The organism is Crossiella sp. CA198 (assembly GCF_052078295.1).
GTDB lineage: Bacteria > Actinomycetota > Actinomycetes > Mycobacteriales > Pseudonocardiaceae > Crossiella.
The window spans coordinates 1-20,371 of record NZ_JBQJIM010000004.1; the positions used below are offsets into that span (position 1 = coordinate 1).

At 71.9% G+C, this 20,371-nt stretch carries 17 protein-coding genes; 9 read left to right on the forward strand and 8 right to left on the reverse strand.

The genetic code is table 11. The features are described 5' to 3' along the window. Positions 1-169: 169 nt before the first annotated feature. The gene (locus tag ACTOWY_RS07325; RefSeq protein WP_441308846.1) at positions 170-1,318 is read right to left on the reverse strand and encodes a DegT/DnrJ/EryC1/StrS family aminotransferase; all 1,149 of its coding nucleotides are present in this window, start codon (positions 1,316-1,318) and stop codon (positions 170-172) included. After that, the gene (locus ACTOWY_RS07330; RefSeq protein WP_441308847.1) at positions 1,315-3,018 is read right to left on the reverse strand and encodes a carbamoyltransferase family protein; all 1,704 of its coding nucleotides are present in this window, start codon (positions 3,016-3,018) and stop codon (positions 1,315-1,317) included. Before ACTOWY_RS07330 ends, ACTOWY_RS07325 begins: the two co-directional genes overlap by 4 nt. Positions 3,019-3,224: 206 nt before the next feature. Between ACTOWY_RS07330 and ACTOWY_RS07335 the strand changes: the two genes are divergently transcribed. Both ACTOWY_RS07335 and ACTOWY_RS07340 read left to right on the forward strand, forming a co-directional pair. Beyond that, positions 3,225-4,355, forward strand: coding sequence for a radical SAM protein (locus ACTOWY_RS07335; protein ID WP_441308848.1), 1,131 nt, complete (start codon positions 3,225-3,227; stop codon positions 4,353-4,355). Beyond that, positions 4,355-5,419: a methyltransferase gene (locus ACTOWY_RS07340; RefSeq protein ID WP_441308849.1), complete on the forward strand. Its 1,065-nt coding sequence runs from the start codon at positions 4,355-4,357 to the stop codon at positions 5,417-5,419. The genes ACTOWY_RS07335 and ACTOWY_RS07340 overlap by 1 nt, the downstream gene beginning before the upstream one ends. Positions 5,420-5,425: 6 nt before the next feature. Here the strand turns inward: ACTOWY_RS07340 and ACTOWY_RS07345 are convergent, their stop codons facing one another. From ACTOWY_RS07345 to ACTOWY_RS07355, 3 genes are read right to left on the reverse strand one after another with little or no spacing between them, the layout of a single operon-like run. After that, positions 5,426-5,950: a hypothetical protein gene (locus ACTOWY_RS07345; protein ID WP_441308850.1), complete on the reverse strand. Its 525-nt coding sequence runs from the start codon at positions 5,948-5,950 to the stop codon at positions 5,426-5,428. A gap of 4 nt (positions 5,951-5,954) precedes the next feature. After that, complete coding sequence (locus ACTOWY_RS07350) at positions 5,955-6,581, reverse strand: winged helix-turn-helix domain-containing protein (protein ID WP_441308851.1); 627 nt, start codon at positions 6,579-6,581, stop codon at positions 5,955-5,957. Positions 6,582-6,597: 16 nt separating this feature from the next. Further along, a complete protein-coding gene (locus tag ACTOWY_RS07355; protein ID WP_441308852.1) occupies positions 6,598-7,557 on the reverse strand; it encodes a PIG-L deacetylase family protein in 960 nt (319 codons plus the stop codon). A gap of 139 nt (positions 7,558-7,696) precedes the next feature. Between ACTOWY_RS07355 and ACTOWY_RS07360 the strand changes: the two genes are divergently transcribed. From ACTOWY_RS07360 to ACTOWY_RS07390, 7 genes are read left to right on the forward strand one after another with little or no spacing between them, the layout of a single operon-like run. Further along, positions 7,697-9,625 (forward strand): KedN5 family methylcobalamin-dependent radical SAM C-methyltransferase, encoded by a 1,929-nt coding sequence (locus tag ACTOWY_RS07360; RefSeq protein ID WP_441308853.1) that lies wholly within the window; start codon positions 7,697-7,699, stop codon positions 9,623-9,625. 25 nt (positions 9,626-9,650) lie between these two features. Beyond that, entirely contained in the window at positions 9,651-9,941 is a 291-nt protein-coding gene (locus ACTOWY_RS07365; RefSeq protein WP_247764803.1) for an acyl carrier protein, read from the forward strand. Then, on the forward strand, positions 9,938-10,810 hold the full coding sequence (locus tag ACTOWY_RS07370) for a glycosyltransferase family 2 protein (RefSeq protein ID WP_441308854.1): 873 nt from the start codon (positions 9,938-9,940) through the stop codon (positions 10,808-10,810). The genes ACTOWY_RS07365 and ACTOWY_RS07370 overlap by 4 nt, the downstream gene beginning before the upstream one ends. Next, complete coding sequence (locus ACTOWY_RS07375) at positions 10,807-12,552, forward strand: beta-ketoacyl synthase N-terminal-like domain-containing protein (RefSeq protein WP_441308855.1); 1,746 nt, start codon at positions 10,807-10,809, stop codon at positions 12,550-12,552. Before ACTOWY_RS07370 ends, ACTOWY_RS07375 begins: the two co-directional genes overlap by 4 nt. Before the next feature lie 18 nt (positions 12,553-12,570). Further along, a complete protein-coding gene (locus ACTOWY_RS07380) occupies positions 12,571-14,295 on the forward strand; it encodes a B12-binding domain-containing radical SAM protein (RefSeq protein WP_441308856.1) in 1,725 nt (574 codons plus the stop codon). Between the two features lie 27 nt (positions 14,296-14,322). Beyond that, on the forward strand, positions 14,323-16,056 hold the full coding sequence (locus tag ACTOWY_RS07385; protein WP_441308857.1) for a B12-binding domain-containing radical SAM protein: 1,734 nt from the start codon (positions 14,323-14,325) through the stop codon (positions 16,054-16,056). Next, positions 16,053-16,979: a Gfo/Idh/MocA family protein gene (locus ACTOWY_RS07390; RefSeq protein ID WP_441308858.1), complete on the forward strand. Its 927-nt coding sequence runs from the start codon at positions 16,053-16,055 to the stop codon at positions 16,977-16,979. The genes ACTOWY_RS07385 and ACTOWY_RS07390 overlap by 4 nt, the downstream gene beginning before the upstream one ends. Here ACTOWY_RS07390 and ACTOWY_RS07395 read toward each other — a convergent pair whose 3' ends face one another. Genes ACTOWY_RS07395 through ACTOWY_RS07405 form a run of 3 tightly spaced genes read right to left on the reverse strand, consistent with a single transcriptional unit; the run spans position 16,980 to position 20,356 of the window. Further along, positions 16,980-17,621, reverse strand: coding sequence for an alpha/beta fold hydrolase (locus ACTOWY_RS07395; protein ID WP_441308859.1), 642 nt, complete (start codon positions 17,619-17,621; stop codon positions 16,980-16,982). It lies immediately after the preceding gene. Positions 17,622-17,624: 3 nt separating this feature from the next. Further along, positions 17,625-19,034: a class I adenylate-forming enzyme family protein gene (locus ACTOWY_RS07400; RefSeq protein ID WP_441308860.1), complete on the reverse strand. Its 1,410-nt coding sequence runs from the start codon at positions 19,032-19,034 to the stop codon at positions 17,625-17,627. Next, positions 19,031-20,356, reverse strand: a complete 1,326-nt coding sequence (locus tag ACTOWY_RS07405; protein WP_441308861.1) for an aspartate aminotransferase family protein — start codon at positions 20,354-20,356, stop codon at positions 19,031-19,033. The genes ACTOWY_RS07400 and ACTOWY_RS07405 overlap by 4 nt, the downstream gene beginning before the upstream one ends. Positions 20,357-20,371: the final 15 nt, after the last annotated feature.

The following is a 20,371-nucleotide window of genomic DNA, read 5'->3' on the forward strand; positions in this document are numbered from 1 at the left end:
CATACTGAAGGAGGCCTCGTCGGGTCGGTTGTGTGTGGTAACTCAATCCAACCCGACGGGGCTCTTCACGTTCGAGGGAAGGTCAACTCCCGCGAGTTACGGACACAACTTCTGGCAACCCGCTTAGGACGGGTGTCCGGCGCCCCGGTCTCCGGGGTGCCGGACCGGTTCAGCCGCGCAGGGCGGTGATCACCGCGCGCACATCGGCCACGGTCATGGTGGCGCCCAGGCTGATCGTCACCGAGCGGCCCAGCAGACTCTCACTGTTGCGGCAGCGGGCGGGGGTACCCCACCGCGTGCCCCAGGGAGTGCGTCCGGCCCGGATCGCGGGGTTGCCGTACACCGGTTGCCCTTGGTAGAGGGTGTGCGCGGGAATGCCGTCCGCGGTCAGCGCGGCCACCCGGTCGCGGGCCTCCAGCCGGGAGCCGAGGAAGAAGGTCAGCTCGCCGCCGGAACCCTCCTCGTCGGGCAGTCGCCGCCAGTGCAGGTCCGGCAGTGCGGTGCGGACCTCGGTGGCCACCGCGCGCAGGTGCGTCAGCATCGGATCCAGGCGGCCCAGTTGCACCCGGAGCAGGGCCGCGGTCAGCTCCGTCATGCGCAGGTTCACGCCCAGGAACGGATCCGGCGCCTGCCCGCGGGCCTCGCCCCTGGCGGTGGTGAACTGACCGCCCTGGTCCTGGTAGCGCACGATCCGCTGATGCGCCAACGGATCCCGCACGCTGACCGCGCCGCCCTCGCCCGCGGTGATGTTCTTCTCCAGCTGGAAGCTGAACGCGCCCGCGTCACCGATGGCCCCGGTCCGGCGGCCCCGGTAGCGGACCCCGGCGGCCTGTGCGGCGTCCTCCAGCACGACCAGATCGTGCCGCCGGGCCACCGCGAGGATGGGGTCCAGGTCGGCGGCGGCGTTGTTGAGGTGCACCGGCAGCACACCCCAGGTGCGCTCGGTGATCTTCTCCGCCAGCGCCGCCGGGTCCAGGGTGAGGGTGTCGTCGACCTCGGCGAAGACCGGTACGCCGCGGGCCCAGACCACCGCGTTGGCGCAGGCGATGAAGGTGACCACGGGCATGATCACCTCGGCGCCCTCCGGGATGCCCAGGCCGATCAGCGCGCAGGCCAGCGCGGCGGTGCCCGAGGAGACGCCGACGGTGTAGGGCACCGCCAGCAGCTCCGCCAGCTCCCGTTCGAATGCATCCGTGCGGTGCAACAGATCCGGGCCGTAGTAGCGGAACAGTGACCGGGAGCGCAGCACTTCCAGCGCCGCCGCCTCCTCCTCCGCGCCCCACAGCGCCAAGCCGCGCCACGGCTCGTACCGCGTCATCCGGTGGTCCCGTCCAGCGCGGTGTCCAGTTCCGGTTCGCTGTGCGCCACCAGGTAGTCCTCCAGGAACAGGTAGTCCAGTTTGCTCGGTCCGAAGAAGGCCAGTGCCTGCGCCGGGGTCTCCACGATCGGCTCGCCCCGGTCGTTGAAGGAAGTGTTGAGCACCACCGGCACCCCGGTCAGCTCGCCGAAGCGCGCCACCAGGTCGTAGAAGGACCCGTTGGCCTCCCGGGTCACCGTCTGCACGCGGGCGGTGCCGTCGACGTGGGTGATCGCGGGCACCTCGGCCCTGCGGTGCTCCCGGACCGGCGCCACGATCAGCATGAACGGTGACTCGGTAGCCAGGTCGAAGTAGTCCGCGCAGCGCTCGGCCAGCACGGCCGGGGCGAAGGGGCGGAAGGATTCCCGGTGCTTGACCTTGCTGTTGAGGATGTCCTTCATCTCGGGTCGCCGGGGGTCGGCCAGGATGCTGCGGTGTCCCAGCGCCCGCGGGCCGAACTCCGAGCCTCCGGTGAACCAGCCGAGCAGCGCGCCGCGGGGCAACAGCGCCGCGGCCAGCCGGGCCGGGCGCTCGACCCGGCGGTAGGGCAGTCCCGCCGCCGCCAGCGCGGCCGTCAGTTCCTCCTCGGTGTAGGTGCGGCCGAGGTAGGTGTGGGTCTGTGGGCGGGGGCCCTGGCCGGTGCCGCGGGGCCGGGGGCGTTCGCCGAGCTGGTGGTAGCCGTAGTAGGCGCAGCCGATCGCGCAGCCGTTGTCCCCGGCGGCGGGCTGGGCGAAGACCTCGGTGAAGGGCGTGTGCCGCAACAGTTTCCCGTTGGCGACCGAGTTCAGCGCCACCCCGCCGGCCAGGGCCAGCCGGGTCAGTCCGGTCTCCCGCTGTAGCCAGCGCGCCGCGTGCAGCAGCGCCGTCTCCAGGGTTTCCTGCGCCGCCCACGCCAGGTCCGCGCCCCTGGCGAAACGCTCCGGTCCCTCCAGGCCGTCCAGCGCGTGTTCCAGGAACTCCAGCAGGCCGCCGGAACCCTTGAGACGCAAGGCGAAACGGCCTTCCGGCAGCAGGTCCAGGTGCTGCCGGAACCGCGCCAGGTAGCGGTCGCCGCCGTAGGGGGCCAGTCCCATGGTCTTGCCATCCTCGGTGAGGTACCAGGGGCCTTCCTCGTAGAGGGTGAAGCCGATCGCGCGGCTGACCGCCTTGTACAGGAAACCGAGGGAGTGGTTGCTGTCCCCGGCCTGGTAGACGCGATCGGCGTGCCTGCCGTCGGTGGTCCACTCGGTGCCATAGACCTTGGACAGCTCCTCGATGTCCACCCCGCGCCCCACGCCCAGGGTCAGCGTCTCCACGCCGTGCCCGTCGATCATGCTGCCCGCGCCGTCGGCCACCAGGATCGCCGCCTCCGCGAACGGGGAGGGGTAGAAGGCGCTGGCGGCATGCGCGAGGTGGTGCCGGATCAGGTGGGTGCGGCCGCGGAACTGGAAATAGCAGGTGGGCAGCAGGGTGTCGTCGGCGACGATGAAGTCGACCTCGGCCAGGCGGGCGCCGTGGGTGTCCAGGCAGTACCGCCAGCCCCGGTTGGTCAGCGAGTTGACGCCGACCGCGTACTTGCGGCGGGCCAGCCGCTCCTCCTCGATGCCGACGCTGATCTCGCCCTCGTGCACCAGAGCGGCGGAGAAGTCGTGATTGGAACCACCGAGACCGAGCGCGAGCATACGCGTGTCCTTACCCGCAGGAAAATGGGGACAGTCGAGATTCGCGAGTTTACCGACCACTTCCGGCCCGGTCCAGGAATTGATCGCCGAGTTCTACAGTGTGCTTTCCCTCGGTACCGTATGGCGTATTGACCTTCGCTCGGCGACCCTCCTACGCTCGGAAAACCGAACCGACCGGAATGCCTCGGCGAATCATGGGGTACGGCGTGGCACTCAAGAACGACTATCGCGCGGCGATGTTCGCGAACCGGGACGAGCACAATCGGCTGCGGCTGCTCATGAACGACATGGTCATCGAGGAGCAGCTCTGCCAGATGCGGTGTTCGTACTGCCTGACCGAGGACTTCAACCTGCTGATGAACGTGCCGGACGCCAAGTTCCGGCTCACCACGGACCGGCGGGCGGACTGGCACCGGATCCTGGACGCCTATCACCAGCAGGTGGACAGCCCGATCATGCGGCTCTCCGGCGGTGAGTTCTTCTGGCTGAAAGGCTCCACCGAATTCGTAGCCGAATGCAGTAAGAAGTACGAGGTTGTCCAGGTAATCACCAACGGGGTCTTCCTCACCGACGCCCGGCTGGACGCGCTGGCCGCGCTGGGCAACTGCCAGCTCTGCCTGTCCCTGGACGGGCACACCCTGGAGATGAACTCCCACCGGCTGCCGCCCAAGCAGCACCGGCTGTTCGAGGTGATCATGCGTGGCCTGGACGGCGCGGTCGAACGCGGCATCCCGGTCGAGGTGCAGTCGGTGCTCAGCAACGTCAACGTGACCGGTCAGGCCGCCTTCGCCGAGTTCCTGCTGAAGCGGTACGGCCAGGGCGCGATGCTGTACTTCTTCCCGGTGCGCGGGGAGGCCAAGGACAACCTGGCCCCGCCGCTGGGCGAGCACTTCGCCGAACTGCTGGCCCGCTACGACGAGCTGGCGCCGGTGCTGCCACCGCGGGCCTTCGTCGAACACATCGGCAATCAGCTGCGCACCGGCGTGCGCACGCTGCGCTGTTACGCCACCGCGACCATGGTCCAGCTGTTCGGGCAGGGCGATGTGTCCTGCTGTCCCTACGCCTGGCTCAAGCCGATGGGCAACGTGACCAGCGAGCCGCAGCTCATCCACGAGCAGTTCGGCAGGCACCAGCACTACGAGATGTTCATGCAGCCGCGGCCGAGGTTCCCGTACTGCCGAAGCTGCACCGGGCCGATCGACGTGGTCAACCTGTACCTGCTGGACCACATCTCCGACGAGGAGATCACCCGCTGCGCGCCGTATGCGGGCCCGAGGGCCCTGGCCCGGCTGCGGGAGCTGAAATCGACGTTCGCACCAGTGTTCGGGAGCGCGTGATGATCTCGGTGGACGGACTGGTCCCTGCCGACTACGAGCGGGCGGACACGGCCAGGCTGACCCGGTTGCCCCAGCACGACCTGCTGGTCATGGCGGGCGCCCGCTTCGGCGACCTCGCACCCTGGCGCAACCCGGAGTACCTGCGCGCGGTGGCCGAGCTGCCGGAGGAGCAGGCGCTGGCCGCCCTGTTCGTACTGGGACAGCAGGTGCCCGCGGCGGCGCTGCCCGCGCCACTGCTGGCGCTGCTGGACCGAACCAAGATCGTCTCCGGCGGGTCGGGGATGCTCTGCGCCGAGTACGCGCTGGTGCGACTGGAGGGCCTGACGGTGCTGGCGGCCTGGCGCGCGGCCGGCCGGGAGACCGGCTCGTACGCGCCGTGGGTGGGCACCGACACCAGCACGCTCTGCCGTCTGGTGGCTGCCCGGCGTGCCGCCCGGACCGCGCTGGACCTGGGCTGTGGCACGGGCGCGCTGGCGATGACGGCGGCCCGCAACGGCGCGCGGGCGCTCGCGGTGGACATCAACCCGGAGTGCCTGGCCGCGACCACCTTCAACGCCGCCCTCAACGGTCTGGCCGACCGGGTCACCGTGCGGCAGGCCGATATGGAGGCCCTGGACCTGGGAGAGCGGTTCGACCTGGTGATCTCCAACCCGCCGTTCCTGCCGATGCGCCGGGGTGCGCTGGGCTGGCTCGCCGGGGAGGGCGGACCGGACGGGCTGGACTTCGTGCGGGCGATCGTGCGCCAGCTCCCGGAACTGCTGACCGAGCGGGGTGAGGCGCTGGTGCAGTTCGCCTCCTTCGGCGATGAGCGCGGCCCGTTCTACGCGGCCCAGCTGGCCGATGAGCTGGCCGGGCTCGGCCTGTCCTGCCGGATGCTGCTCAAGCCGCCGACGCCGCCGCGCTGGCCCGCCTTCGCCGAACGCGACGAGCAGCTCAACCTGGCCGGGGAACTCGGCCGGGAACACCGGGAGTACGTGGCGAGCATCGGGGCCACCCACTATCACCCGTGCGTGCTCTCGTTGCGGCCCGGCGACGGCGGGCTGACGGTGGGCCGGTACCGCTGATCCCGCTCAGCCCACCAGCCAGCCTGGTCCCAGCTCGGCCAGTTCCTGCCTGGCGATCTCGGTGACCACGGCCTGCTCGTCCCGGTGCGCGGTCTCGATGAGGCGGATCCCCGGCACCGCGGGCACGTCCTCGTCCAGGTGCGTCAGCGCGAGCCGCCCGGCGACCAGATGCGGGGCGGACTGGTCCTGCCGGATGCGCTCGGCGAGCACCGCCGGCCCGGCCCGCAGCCCGTACACCACGGGTGTGGTGCCCAGTGCGCGCAGCACCTCCAGCACCGGCTCGTAGGTGCGTCCACCGGCCAGGATCACCCCGTGCACCACGATCACCCGCGCGCCCCACTCCTGGTAGACGGGGACGCGGGCACCCAGTTCGGCCGCCATCAACCGGTGCAGCGGTTCGCCGGACTCCCACGGGTGCACGAACGGATCGCAGTCCACCACCGCGACCGGCACCCGGTAGCAGGAGACCATCCGCTGGGCCACGTGCGTCTTGCCCACCCCGGGGGCGCCGGTGATCACCAGGACGCGCATCCGGCTACCGCGCGTCCTCGACCGTGCCGACCAGCCGGAAGCCCAGGTGCGGCACCTTGAGGATCTTCGCGCCGGAGTCGATGTCGGCCAGTTTCTGCCGCAGCACCGACACCACCACGTTCACGTCCTCGCCGCCGGTGGCCACGTTCAGTTCCGTGCGCGAGACGATCTGCCCGGGTTTGCCAGCCAGCGTCCGCAGCAGCCCCGCCTCGGCCGCACTCACCGGCGCCTGCCGGGACGGCGAGCACAGCAGTCCTGGTGAGAGGGTCAGCCGCTGTGCGGGCTCGGGTGGGGCCACCGACTTGAGGTAGCCAAGGGTCGCCACCACCCGGGGCCGTCGTAACGGCGTGGCCAGCGCGAACGCGTAGCCGTCGGTGAGCGCCCCGAGCACGCCGGTGGCCGAGACGGACTCCAGCACCGCGATCGGATAGCCGCCACGCCGCCGCACCTCGGCCGGGGAGGGCTCGACCGCCTCGCCCGCGGTGCGGTGCAGGGCGCACAGCATCACGTCCGCGACGCGGGCCCCGGCCGCCTCGGGATCGGCCTGGTGCACCGCGAGGCCGAGTTCGGCACACGCCTCGGTGACCACGGCGAGATCCGCCGCGGCCAGTGTTCCGGCCAGCACGTACATCCCGGTTCCTCCCTGCTCAGCTCCAGACCCGTTCGGCGGCCACGTCCGGCCCGGCCAGTGCCCGCTCGTACCGGGCCACCCGGCGCCGGATGCCCGCGCGCACCTGGATGCGGTAGGCCTTGAGCGCCTCCTGTTTGGCCTGCCCGGCCATGGTGTCCATCGGCAGCAGCCGCGGCCGGAGCCGGTCCAGCCCGGCCGCGCGCAACCGTGGTGTCAGTGCCGCGCTCAGCTCCTCGGCCGAGGTGAACAGCGAGTACGGCTGGTCCTCGTAGAAGACCAAGCGGCTGCCCGGCAACGCGCCCCTGGCGGCCAGGGCCAGCACGGCCTCGCGGCAGAGCACGTGATCGACATGCCCGCCCACCGCCAGCGGCACGTGCACCTCGGCGCATCCGGTGAGTTCCTTGGCCAGCCGGGCGGTCAGCGCCGCGAACAGCTCCGGTTCCCCGGTGTGCCCGGCCGCCGGGTCCGGCGCCAGGAAGCCGGCCGCGTGCTCCGGGCGGTCGGCGGCGTCGAGGAAGCCCAGCAGTTCGGGCTCGGCGCCCAGCACCCGGCAGGCCACGAGTTCCTCGGCCGCCAGCAGCCGGGTGGTCAGCTCGGGGCGGGCCGCGTAGTAGGGGGTGCTGGTCCAGGTCTCCACGCTGAACACATCGAGCACCCGGCCGCCGCGCGTGGCCAGCAGGCCGCCCAGCGCGAGCACGGCGTCATCCGGGTGCGGGGAGACCACGACCGGCGCCTCGCCCGCGTGGGGCCGGGGCGGCGGGGCCAGCACGAGCAGCCCGGCGCGGTGGCTGTGCCGCAGCCGGTCCCGCTCCGCCGGGGGGAACTCCCGCAGTGCCCGGGTGCCATCGCACCGGGCCAGCAGGTCCGGACCGGCTACCGGTGGTTCGACCGGACGGCCCAGGAATCGTATTCCGGTGGCGGTGGCCTCCGTATGGGGCAGCGCGATGGGCCGCCACACATCCGGCAGTTCCGTCATTCGCTTAGCGTAGCCGCCGCGGCCAGGCACAACGACCCACAAAGCAAAGGTAATTCGATTGGCTCAAGGGCGTCTCAAGTTACCCAGCGACATTTCGCGAGAGTAGTGATATGCCCGGCTGTGCGCTACATTGGCGGGAATGCCGAGTCGTGCCGAATGCGGGCGAGGAGCGTGCGTGAAGACCCGGGTGACACTTGTCCAGCAAGGTGTCTGGACAAGTGCGCATGCCTCGATGCCGTTGGCAATGGGATACCTCAAAGCCTGCGCGGACGCGGATACCCGCATTCACGCGCGAATGGACATCGTCATTCGCAACTATGCCGGTGACGTGGGCTCGAACCGGATGGCCAGAGATCTTTTCCAGGACGGTTTCCCGGACATCCTGTGCTTTTCCGTGCTCGGCTGGAACCATCGCGCGTTCGGCGCGCTCGCCGAGACGTTCAAACAGCTCAACCCCCGTGGCTGGGCCATCTTCGGCGGAAACCATGTCGCGCACCAGGCCGAGCGGGTGTTCCGGCTGTTCCCCCAGGTCGATGTCGTGGTCAACGGTGAAGGCGAGCCGGTGTTCCCCGAGTTGCTGCACGCCTACCTCGACGGCGGCACCCCAGGGGAGCTGCACGGCGTGCGCGGCATCTCCTTTCGCGAAGACAGCGGCGAGCTGGTCACCACCCCGGAACGGCCTCGTATCGACGACCTGGACTCGCTGCCCTCGCCGATCCTCTCCGGCGCCATCTCGCTGACCGACGCGCGCGGCGAATTCCCCTACGGCTACGCGCTGCTGGAGACCAACCGCGGCTGTCCGTACAAGTGCTCGTTCTGCTACTGGGGCGGCGCGACCGGCCAGAAGATGCGCTCCTTCTCCCGGGACCGGCTGCGGGCCGAACTGGAGCTGCTGGGCAGGGCCCGCGCGCCCGCGCTGGTGCTGTGCGACTCCAACTTCGGCATGCTGCCCGCCGACGAGGACTTCCTGGACGACCTCCTGGCGGTGCGCGCCCGGTACGGCTACCCGCAGAGCCTGGAGACCTCCTGGGCCAAGAACAAGTCCGCCGGGTTCTTCCGCATCATGGCGAAGCTGCGCGAGGCCGGGATGCAGAACTCGTTCATCCTCGCGCTGCAGACGATGGACGAGGTCACCCTGTCCCGGATGCGGCGGCGCAACATGCGGCTCAACGAGTGGGAGGACCTGGTCGGCTGGCTCACCGAACGGGAGATGAACGTCTACCTGGAACTCATCTGGGGCGCCCCCGGCGAGACCGTCGACTCCTTCCTTGCGGGGTACGACCGGGCCGCGCGGCACACCCCGTTCGTCGCGGTGCACCAGCTGATGGTGCTGCCCAACACCGAATACCACGACAAGCGGGAGCAGCACGGGCTGGTGACCGTGCGCGGTGAGCAGGACGACTTCGAGTACGTGCTGGCCCACGACACCATGACCCTGGCCGACAACGAGCGGATGGGCCGGTTCCTGTGCTGGAACCGGGTGCTGGCCAGGGGCAGGCTGCTGCACGGGGTGTGGACCGCGCTGCGGGAACTGGCCGGTGTCCCGCAGTCCCGGGTGGTGCTGGGTTTCGCCGACTGGGTGGAGACGGCCGGGGACCCGGACGTGGCCCGGCTGCGGGAGGCGGCGGCCGGTACCCGCGGTGATCTGGTGGACGCGGCGGTGTGGCCGCTGCTGACCCAGGAGGTGCTGCGCGCCTGGTGGCGGACTGCAGTGCGCCCGCTGCTGCCGGGGCACGCACTGTCCACAGTGGAGGAAGTGTTCCGGTTCGACCTGCTGTGCCAGCCGATCCGCTGCGGCCCCGACGGCGGCCCGGCCGAGGACCTGCCGGTGGTGCGCCGCCACGGCCAGGACTGGTTCGTCCGGGCCGGGCAGGACTTCGGCTGCGACGTGCCCGCACTGGTGGCCGCGCTGCGCCGGGGGGAGCGAGCCGAGCCCGTGCCGTGCACCACCGACTTCTACTACCCCACCGGCTTCGGCGCCGACCCCCAGCACTTCTACCGCATGGACGCCTACCGGGGGATGACCGAAGGGCAACTGGCGCAACGGTTCCACCCGGCCACGGGGTGACCCGCCACCGCATCGAGGAGGACGAATGGATCGGGCCGAACTCATCCGGGAGCTGCACGAGCTGGCCGCGCGCATGATGCGGGCGCCGCGGCCCGCGGTGACCGAGGACGAGCTGGCCGAGGTGAGCCTGGTGGACCGCTACGGGTTCAGCTCGCTGGACGCCCTGGAATACCTGCTGGTGCTGGAGGAACGCTTCGACGTGGTCTTCGAGGACGAGGACCTCACCGAGGAGACCCTGTTCAACATCGACGGCCTGGCCGAGTACATCCTCGCGCAGAAGACCGGCGAGCCCTCCCCCGCTCCCCCGGGCCGATGATCAGTGTCATCGTCCCCACCCGCGACCGCACCACCCGCCTGCTGCTGACCCTGGCCGCCCTGGCACAGCAGAACCTGCGCCGCGCGGACTACGAGGTGATCCTGGTCGATGACTCGCCCCGTCCCGGCGCGGTCGAGCAGGTCCTGGCCGCCCTGCCCGACCCGCCCCCGATCCGGGTGACCCACAGCGGCGGCCGGGGTGTGGCCGCGGCCCGCAACACCGGCGCCCGCCTGGCCAGGGGCGCGCTGCTGCTCTTCCTCGACGATGACACCCTGGCCGGCCCGGATCTGCTGGCCGCACACCAGTACGCGCACGAGCACAACACGGTGGCGCACGGCCGGATCATCGATCTGACCGCCTTCCGGTTCTCCCCCGACCCGCCGCACCCGGCCGAGGTGCTGCCCGGCGCCGGCGGCCGGGCCCTCGGCCTGCGCGACCTGCCCGCCCTGGACCAGCTCGCCCGCAGGCTCGGGCCGAGGCGCTCGTTCATCGAGGGCGTGGCCCGCACGGTGGCCGGGCACCCCGCGCTGCGATGGCTGGCGTGCGTGGGGACCAGCACGAGCATGTCCCGGGAGCTGCTCACCCGGGCCGGTGGCTTCGACGAGGACTTCGGCGAGCTGTGGGGCGGGGAGGACCTGGAACTGGGCCTGCGCCTGGCCGAGATCGGCGCGGACTTCCGGCTGCTGCCCGCCAGGGCGTACCACCTGCCGCTGGCCCGGCACAGCACCGGCGAGGACCTGTCCCGGTTCTGGGCCCTGGCAGCAGCGCGGCACGGACGGCCACCGCTGGCCAGGGTGGCCGAGTTCCTGTCCGGGCGGATCGGGCCCGGCGAACTGGCCTCGGCGCTGACCCGGGAGGCGGTCCGGTGAGCGCGGCGGGATTCGGCCCCCTCGTCCAGGGCTCCACCGCCCCGGCCCTGCTGAGCACACCGGGTGGCCTCACCGCGGACACCGTGCCGGGCGTGGTCTCCGCCGTTCTCGGCGCCCTCCTCGATCCCCTCCCCCGGGCGCTGCTGGCCGGTCTGCCGGTGGTGCTGGCGGCTCCGGACTACGGCGCACGGGCCACCGCGGCCTTCGTCAACCGCTGTGAGGAGGCCGAGCACGAAGGCCGCAAGCTCCGGCCCACCGAGGCGATCTCGCCGGAACCCGCGCACCTGGTCCAGGAGTTCGCCGAGCACAGCGCCTGGGACGGGCCGACCTACGTGCTGATCAACCAGCGCACCGCCACCTGCCAGGCCCTGCGCTGGGCCCGTGCCGCCGTGGCCACCGGCTGGCACCGGGCCATGGTGGTCTGCGAGATCACCCACGACCCCCGGCACGGGGCCTACCTCGTGGTGGCCACCCTGGTCAGTCCCGGCGGCAGCCCGGTGCCCGAACCGCCTGCCGAGGACCCCGCACCCGGCAGCGTGCTGCTCCGCCTGCTCCGCGGGCCGGTCACCGGGGGCGCCGCGCGTGGCAGCGGATCCGCCGTGGTGGTCTCCGGGCTCGGCCTCGTCACCGGATACGGCGCCGGTGTGGGCCGGTTCTGGCGTGGGCTGGTCACCGGTGAGCGCGCGCTGGTCCCGCTGACCCGGTTCGACCCGGCGCGGTTGCGCAGCAAGGTGGTCGGGCAGACCACCGTGTCCGCGCCCCCCGGGGTGCCCCGGCGGCGGGTGCTGCTGGACCTGGCGTTGCGGGAGGCCCTGGCCGGGGCCGGGCTGTCCCGGGTGCCCGAGCGGGCGCTGCTGACCGCCGTGGGGGTGGTGCCGGACCTGGCCGGGGCCGGGGCGCCCGAGCAGGTGCGGGAGATCGCGCTGGAACCCGGCTGGTGCGGGGACGGGGTGGTCGGGCCGGGCGGGACCGCGGCGGTGCTCGCGCACGCCTGCGCCTCGGGAACCTTCAGCCTGGCCATGGCCAGGGAGTGGCTGCGCTGCGGGCTCGCCGAGATCGCCGTGGTCACCGGGGTGTCCTCGCTCAACCGCTACGACTGCGCCGCCATGGAGGCCGTGCGCACCTCCAGCAGCAGGCCCGCCCGGCCCTACGACCTGGACCGCGCCGGGCTCACCATCGGCGAGGGCGCCGGGGTCGCGGTGCTGGAGACCGCCGAGCACGCCGCGGCCAGGGGCCACACCCCGGCGGCGGTACTCGGCGGGATCGCCTGCCGGGTCGGCGGCGCGGGCAGGCGGCGGCTGCACGCCGAGGTCGGCGCCCAGTGCATGCGGGCCGCGCTCGCCATGGCGGGCCTGGCCACCGTGGACTACGTGCACGGGCACGCGCCCGGCACCCAGCAGGGCGATGCGGCCGAACTGCTCGCGCTGGAGACCGTCGGGGAACAGCTCGGCTGGGACGGGATCCCGCTCAGCTCGCACAAGGGCGCCGCCGGGCACCTGCTGCACGCCTCGGCGTTCCCGGCGCTGGCCGTCGCGATCAGCGCCATCCGGGAGAACACCGTGCCCGGCACCCCCGGACTGACCCACGCGCTGGCCGCGCACCGGGTCCGGGTGCTCCAGCGGTCCGAGCGGCGGCCGGTGCACTCGGTGCTGGTCAGCAACTTCGGCTACGGCGGCAGCAGCGCAGCCATGGTCCTCACCGCGCCCCCGATGTCCACAGAGGACAGTCATGGCGTGGCCTGAACCGGGAAGGGAGCGAGCATGGCGGACGCGGTCCTGCTGACACCACGGGAGATCCTGACCGGATTCTCCAGTGTCAACAACCAGAACGTGCTGATCAACGACGAGGAGTACCTGCGCCTGGATCCCGCAATGCGCCTGTTCTACGAGAAGGTCCGGGAAAACTTGGGCGTGGCCTGCATCGCCGGGCACCTGCGGCACCGCGGCTACTCGGTGACCGCGCTGAACCTGCACGGCCGCAACCCCAGCGATGACATGATCACCGACCTGATCCGCCGGGAACGCCCGGTGTTCGTGGGCATCAGCATCATGTACGACCTGCACATCGTGGACGCCGTCCGCCTGCTGAGGTGTGTGCGCGCGGCCGACCCGGCGGTGTTCGTGGCCATCGGCGGCGCCTTCTGCACCTACAACGCCCAGCTGATCGCCGAACTCATCCCCGAGGCCGACTGCGTGGCCTTCGGCGAAGGCGAGCTGACGGTGGAAGGGCTGATGGACTGCCTGGCCGCCGGACGAGATTGGCAGCAGGTGCCCGGCCTGTACTTCTGGCGGGACGGCCGGGTACGGGCCAGTGGGCCGCCGAAACTGCCCGTGCTCACCGAGGAGCCCTGGCCGGCCAGGGACATGCTGCGCAGGCACCGCGCGGCCGGGATCCGCACCCCGGTCGCCTCCACCTACACCAGCCGCGGCTGCCACGCCAAGTGCACCTTCTGTTACGTGCCAAGGGCTCCCGGGGTCTCCGGCAACGCCTGGCGGGTGCGGCCACCGGAGGACGTGGTGGATGAGATCGAGTTCCTGCAACGGGAATTTGACACCCGGTTCCTGTGGTTCAACGACGACAACTTCGGCGGCGCCTTCACCGAGGGCTACCACCACGCCATCGGCTTCGCCGAGGAACTGCTGCGCCGCGACATCCGCATCTCCTTCCACTGCGAGTTCCGGGTGGACACCGGCCTGATCGACCGCGAGGCCCTGCGCACGCTGCGCCGGGCCGGGATGACCTCGGCCTTGCTGGGCCTGGAAACCGGCGCGCCCGGCATGATGAAACGCTTCCGCAAGGGCACCACGGTGGACTACAACTTCGACGCCGCCCGGATGTTCAAACAGGAACGCATCGAACTCGAACCCGGCTGGATCATGATCGAACCCGGCACCACGGTGGACGAGCTGTGGCAGAACCTGGAGTTCATCATCGCCGCCGACATCGCGGTCAGTGAGAACCCGTTCTCCTTCTTCAGCCGGGCCATCGCCTTGCGGGGCACCGAGATGTACGACAAGGTCGCCGATCCGCTGCCGCCGGAGCTGACCGGGGTGGACGGGGTGGCCAGGGAGGTGCTGCGGCAGGCTCGGCGGGAGTACCGGCTGGCCGACCCGCGCCTGGAGGAACTGTGGGCGGTGTGGAGCGAGGTCAGCGCCGAGGTCAGCGACCGCAAGGAACGCCTGCCGTTCCTGGCCCAGCGCATCGTGGATGCCACCAGGCAGCGCCGCGCCCGGGGTGAGCAGGGGCTGCGCCCGCTGCTCGGGCTGCTGCGCCGGTGGGTCGAGGAGCTGCCGCAGCTGATGCTGGCCTTCCTCAACACCGGGCTGCTGCTGGCCGAGGACGGCGAGGACGAACTGGCCAAGCGCGCCGACGCGCAGCTACGGGAACTGGTGGCCTGCTACGACCGGCGCCACCTCGGCCTGCCCTTCGCCGAGTTCGCCGCCGACACCGAACGCCGCTGCGGCACCCGCGCGCTGACCGGCTGACCCGGCCCTGACATCCAAGGAGCGAGCATGTCCGACGTGGTCCTGCTGACGCCGCGGGAGATCTCCACCGGCGCCGCCAGCCTGAACAACCAGAACGTGCTGATCAACGATGAGGAGTACCTGCGCCTGGACCCCGCGATGCGCCTGTTCTACAAGCGGGTCCGGGAAAACCTGGGCGTGGCCTGCATCGCCGGGCACCTGCGGCACCGCGGCTACTCGGTGACCGCGCTGAACCTGCACGGCCGCAACCCCAGCGACGAGGCGATCACCGCGCTGGTACGCAGGGAACGCCCGATGTTCGTGGGCATCAGCATCATGTACGACCTGCACATCGTGGACGCCGTCCGCCTGCTGCGCTGCGTGCGCGAGGCTGACCCGGCGGTGTTCGTCGCGATCGGCGGCGCCTTCTGTACCTATAACGCCAAACTCATCGCCGAACGCGTGCCGGAGGCCGACTGCGTGGCCTACGGCGAGGGCGAGCTGACCGCGGAAGGGCTGATGGACTGCCTGGCCGCCGGACGAGATTGGCAGCAGGTGCCCGGCCTGTACTTCTGGCGGGACGGCCGGGTCAGCACCAGCGGCCCGCCGAAACTACCTGATCTGGCCACCGAACCCTGGCCCGCCCGGGACCTCCTGCTGCACCACCGGGCCACCGGCATCCCCACCCCGCGCGCCTCCACCTACACCAGTCGCGGCTGCCACGCCAAGTGCACCTTCTGTTACGCGCCAAGGCAACCCGGGGTGGAAGGCGGCCCGTGGCGGGTGCGGCCCATCGTGGACGCGGTGGATGAGATCGAGTTCCTGCAACGGGAATTCGGCACCCGGTTCGTCTGGTTCAACGACGACAACTTCGGCGGCGCCTTCAGCGAGGGCTACCAGCACGCCGTCGGGTTCGCCGAGGAAGTGCTGCGGCGCAACCTGAAAGTCAACTTCCACTGCGAGTTCCGGGTGGACACCGGCCTGATCGACCGGGAGGCGCTGCGCACGCTGCGCCGGGCGGGCATGGAGCTGGCGTTGCTGGGCATGGAGTCCGGCTCGCCGGGCATGATGAAACGCTTCCGCAAAGGCACCACCGTGGACTACAACTTCGACGCCGCCCGGATGTTCAAACAGGAACGCATCGAACTCGAACCCGGCTGGATCATGATCGAACCCGGCACCACGGTGGACGAGCTGTGGCAGAACCTGGAGTTCATCGTGGCCGCCAGGGTGCACGAGTGCGAGAACCCGTTCTTCCTGATCAACCGGGCGATCGCGTTGCGCGGCACCGAGATCTACGACAAGGTCAGCACCTACGGCGAACCCGACATCCCCGGGGTGGACGGGGTGGCCTGGGAGGTACTGCGGCAGGCGCGGCGGGAGTACCGGGTAGCCGACGAACGGGTGGAGGACCTGTGGTCGGCGTGGAGCGCGGTCAGCTCCGAGATCAACGACCGCAAGGAGAACGAGGTCCCCTTCCTGGCCCAGCGCATCGCCGACACCGTCCGGGCCCGGCGCGGCGGCCCTGGCGCGGATGTGCGGCCGTTGCTGAGCCGGTTGCGCCGCTGGGACCAGAGCCTGGACCGGTTGCTGGTGGCCTTCCTCAACACCGGGCTGCTGCTGGCCGACCTGGGCGGCGCCGACCTGGCCGAGCGGCTGGATGCCGCGCTGCGTGGGCTGGTCGAGGAGTACGACCGCTGCCACCTCGGCGCGGCCTTCCCCGACTTCGCCGTGCGGATCGAGCGGGCCTGCCAGTCGCCTGCCCCGGCCGCCAGTCGATGATCCGGGTCGCGATCATCGGCTGTGGCCGGGTGTGCCAGCGCTACCACCTGCCGTTCCTGGCCTCCCGCCCCGATCTGGAGCTGGTCGGCGCGTGCGACCGCGACCCCGAACGCACCGCGGGGCTGTTCCCGGCGGAGTCCGGGGTGTGGGTCGGCGACTCGGTGCGGGAGCTGCTGGAGCGCACCCGGCCGGACGTGCTCACCGTGTGCACACCCAACAATGACCACCTGGCGCCCGCGCTGGCCGCGCTGACCGCCGGGGTAGCGGTGCTGTGCGAGAAACCCCTGGCCGCCCGGATCGACCAGGCCCGGCTGCTGGCCGCGCGCACCAACGGGGACCCGCTGTTCGGGGTCAACCTGCCCTACCGCTTCCACGACCTGCTGCCCGCCTTCACCGCGGCCGTGCGTGACACCGTGGTCACCGGGATCGAGTTCACCATGAGCACGCCCGGCGACCGCCTGTGGCGCGCCTGCACACCGTGGCACCGGGATCGGGGGCTGGCCGGGGGTGGCGTGCTGCTGGACCTGGGCACGCACGCCCTGGATGTGCTGGTCACCGTGTTCGGGCCGCCGAAGGTGGACGGGTGTTCGCTCAGCGGCGGGGCGGTGGAGGAACGGGCCGAGCTGCGGCTGACCTTCGACGGGGTGCCCGCGGTGCTGCTGCTGGACCGGGCGGCGCGCACGGTGGCGATGACACTGACCGCGCACACCCCGGCGGGCGCGCACGTGCTGGACTTCCGGCGGGGTGAGCTGCGACTGGCCGACGGCACGGTCCAGGTGAGCGGGCAACGACCCGAACTGGCCGCGCTGACCGCCTTCTTCAACACGGTCACCGGGTCCGGCCCCGGCACGGTCGTCACCGCGGGGGAGGCACTGGCCCTGCAGGAGATCGTGATCACCGCCTACCGGCTCGCCGGGGTGTGATCAGGCCAGGAACGCCGAGACCACCGCGCCGAAGAACTCCGGGCGGCACTGGTGCACGTGATGCCCGGCCGAGGCGGCCAGCAGCCGGGCGTCCGGGATCGCGGCGGCGACCCTGGCCAGCAGCGCGGGCGGCACCGGGCTGTCCAGGCCGCCGCTGATCACCAGGGTGCGCGCGGTGATCGTGGCCAGCCGCCGCCACCAGTCCGGGTCCGGCTCGCGGAGTTCCTCGATGAAGGCCCGCACCGCCCTGGGATCCACCCGGCCCCGCCGGTGCCGCAGGAACGCGGTCAGCGGCTGGGCCCTGGCCCGGATCGCGGCGGCGTCCCGGTCATCCCTCGGCGGCGGTGGCGGATCCTCCAGCACCAGGCGGCGCACCCGGTCTGGCTGCCGCTGGGCGAGCAGCGTGGCGACGTGCCCGCCAAGGGAATGGCCCACCACGTCCACCTGGGCCAGCCCATGCCGGTCCAGCAGCGCGATCAGGTCCGCGCACACCAGCGCGGCGGTGTACCCGGCCGCGGTGCCGCCGTGCCCGCGCAGATCCGGGGTGAGCACCTGGCGGCCCGGCGCGGCCAGCACGCTGCTCAGCTGCCGCCAGCCAGCGCCGGTGTCACCGAGGGCGTGCACCAGCAGCACCGGGTACACGGCCTAAACCGGCTGGTCCCGCAGGACTTTGCCGGTCTCGGTGGTGGCCAGCGAGTCCACCGCGGTGATGCGGTGCGGCAGCAGCGCCGGTTCCAGGCGCTCCCGGCAGAACGCGGCCAGCGAGGCGAGGTCCACGGTGGCCGGGGTGACCAGCGCGGTGATGCGCTGGCCCAGTAGTGGATCGTCCATTCCGGACACCAGGCAGGCCGACACGGCGGGGTAGGCCAGCAGCACCGCCTCGATCTCCTCCGGGCTGACCTTGATCCCGGCCACGTTGAGGCAGGTGGACACCCGGCCGGCCAGCACCAGCTCCCCGCCGGACCAGCGTGCCAGATCGCCGGTGGTGAAGTGCCCGGTCAAGGGCGCGGTGTCGTGCGCGTAGCCGGACATCAGGCCGGGCGAGCGCATCGTGACCAGGCCGGCGCCGGTGAGCCCGCCCGCGGTCAGCACGTCCACCGGCGGCTCGGCCAGCAGCACCTCCACCCCGGGCAGCGGCGGGCCGACCGCGCCGGTGGCCGGGCTCGCGCCGGGCGGGCGCACGCAGATCGGGCCGGTCTCGGTGGTGCCGTACACCTGGCCCAGCCGGGCGCCGAGCCGGCCGGTCACCAGGTCCGCGGTGCGGGCGTCCAGTGGCATGCCCGCGGTGAGGAAATCGGTGCCCACCACGGTGGTGGCCGCGCTCGCGAGCACCCGCAGCATCGGCGGCACCCCGGGGAACAGGGTGATGCCCCGCCCGGCCAGCTCCCGCAGCAGCACCCGGGGCCGGTCGGCGGACAGGTAGTGCACGCACACCCCGGCCAGCGGCGCGGCCAGCACGCACAGGCCGAACCCGTAGGCGTGGTGCAGGGGCACCGAGCAGCCCAGCACCTGACCGGCACCCAGCTCCAGGGTGTCCCGGTAGGCGGCGGCCTCGGCGAGCAGGGCCGCGGCGGTGCGCAGCGCGGCCCGGGGGCGGCCGGTGGTGCCGGAGGTGAGCTGCGCGGTGGCCGCCTGCCGTGGCCCCTCGCCGGAGCGGGCGGTGTTCAGGCTCAGCACCCGGCCACCGGCGGGCGCGAGGACCGGTCCGAGCCCGAAGCCGGTGCCGGGCGCCACCAGCAGATGGGTGAGCGGCAGCAGCGCCTCGGCGCGTTCCAGGCCCCACGCGGTGAGCCTGCGCGGCAGCGGCACGGCGACCGCGCCGGTGTCGATCACGGCGAACAGGTCGCTGAGGAACTCCGCCGGTGGCCACGCCTGGATGCCGGCCACCGCGCCCACGCCGATGCCCGCACCCTGGTAGCGGCGGACCTTCCCGGCCAGCAGCGCCAGGAACTCGGTGCCGCTGACGCCGCGCTCCCCGGCCACCAGCAGTGGCCGCTCGCCCAGCCGGGCGGCCTGGGCCCGGAGGGTGCCGAGCAGCTCGGCGCGGGCGCTCACCTGGCCCCGGCCAGCGCCCGGCCGAGTGTGGCGAGGACCTTGTCGAGCACGTCCCTGGTGTGCGCGGTGCTGAGGAACCAGGGTTCCATCGGGTTGGGGTGGAAGTAGACGCCCTCCCGCTGCGCGGCGATCTGCCAGCGCCGGTGGGCGTCGAAGTCGATCGCGGCGGCCAGCTCCCGCAGGCCGGCCTCCGGCGGCACGGGTTGCCGCAGCAGGGCCACCGACACCAGCGAGCCGACCCTGGCCACCCGGACCCGGCGGCCCTCGGCCTCGGTCAGGGCGCGAACGCCTTCCTCGGCGTAGGCGCCCAGGTGTTCCAGCTCGGCGTAGACCCCTGGGCTGCGGCGGATCTTGCCCAGCTGCGCGATGACCGCGCGGATCGCGGCGTGGTTGCCCGCGAAGACCCCGGCGTGGTGCGCCTGGTTGGCCGCCAGCAACCGCATCGCCGCCCGTCTGCCGCCGAAGGCCGAGACCGGGAACCCGCCGCCGAGCACCTTGGACAGCACGGTCAGGTCGGGTTCGACGCCGTAGCGCTCCTGCGCGCCACCCCTGGCCACCCGGAAGCCGGTGATCACCTCGTCGAAGACCAGCAGTGCGCCCGCGGCTGTGGTCAGCTCCCGCAGCAGCTCCAGGAAACCGGGTGCGGGCGGGATGACGTTCGCGTTGACCAGCACCGGTTCCAGCAGCACCGCGGCGATGTCCCGGCCGGCGCGGGCAAAGAGGTCCCGCACCGCTTCATGGTCGTTCCACGGCAGCTGCGCGGTGTGCGCCAGGGCCTCCGGGATCATGCCGGGGGCGCCCGGCCGCACCTGTTCCGGCGAGCCCTCCCGCAAGTGTCCCACGGCCTTGCCCGCGCGCAGCACGGTCTCGCTCCAGCCGTGGTAGTGGCCCTCGAAGGTCACCACCAGAGCGCGGCCGGTGCTCACCCTGGCCAGGCGCAGCGCCGAGGTGACGGCCTCGGTGCCGGAGTTGGCGAAGCGCACCTGCTCGATGCCCGGCACCAGCTCGGCGATCAGCGCACCGGCCTCGGCGTCCAGCTCGTGCGGCAGGCCGGTGAGGTGGCCGAGGGCGAACTGTTCGCCGACCTCGGCCAGCACCTCGGTGTCGGCGTAGCCGAACAGGTGCGAGCCGTAGCCCATGTTGAGGTCGATGATCTCGTTGTCCTCCACATCCCAGACCCGGCAACCCTGAGTCCGGCGCACCACCAGAGGCTGTGGGATGGCATCGATCCGCATACCACTGCTGACCCCGCCCGCGATGACGGTCCTGATCTTCGCCAGGGCATCGGCATTGCTCTGCCGCTTGACCGGTGAGAGGGACACTGCCGTCCTCCGTAT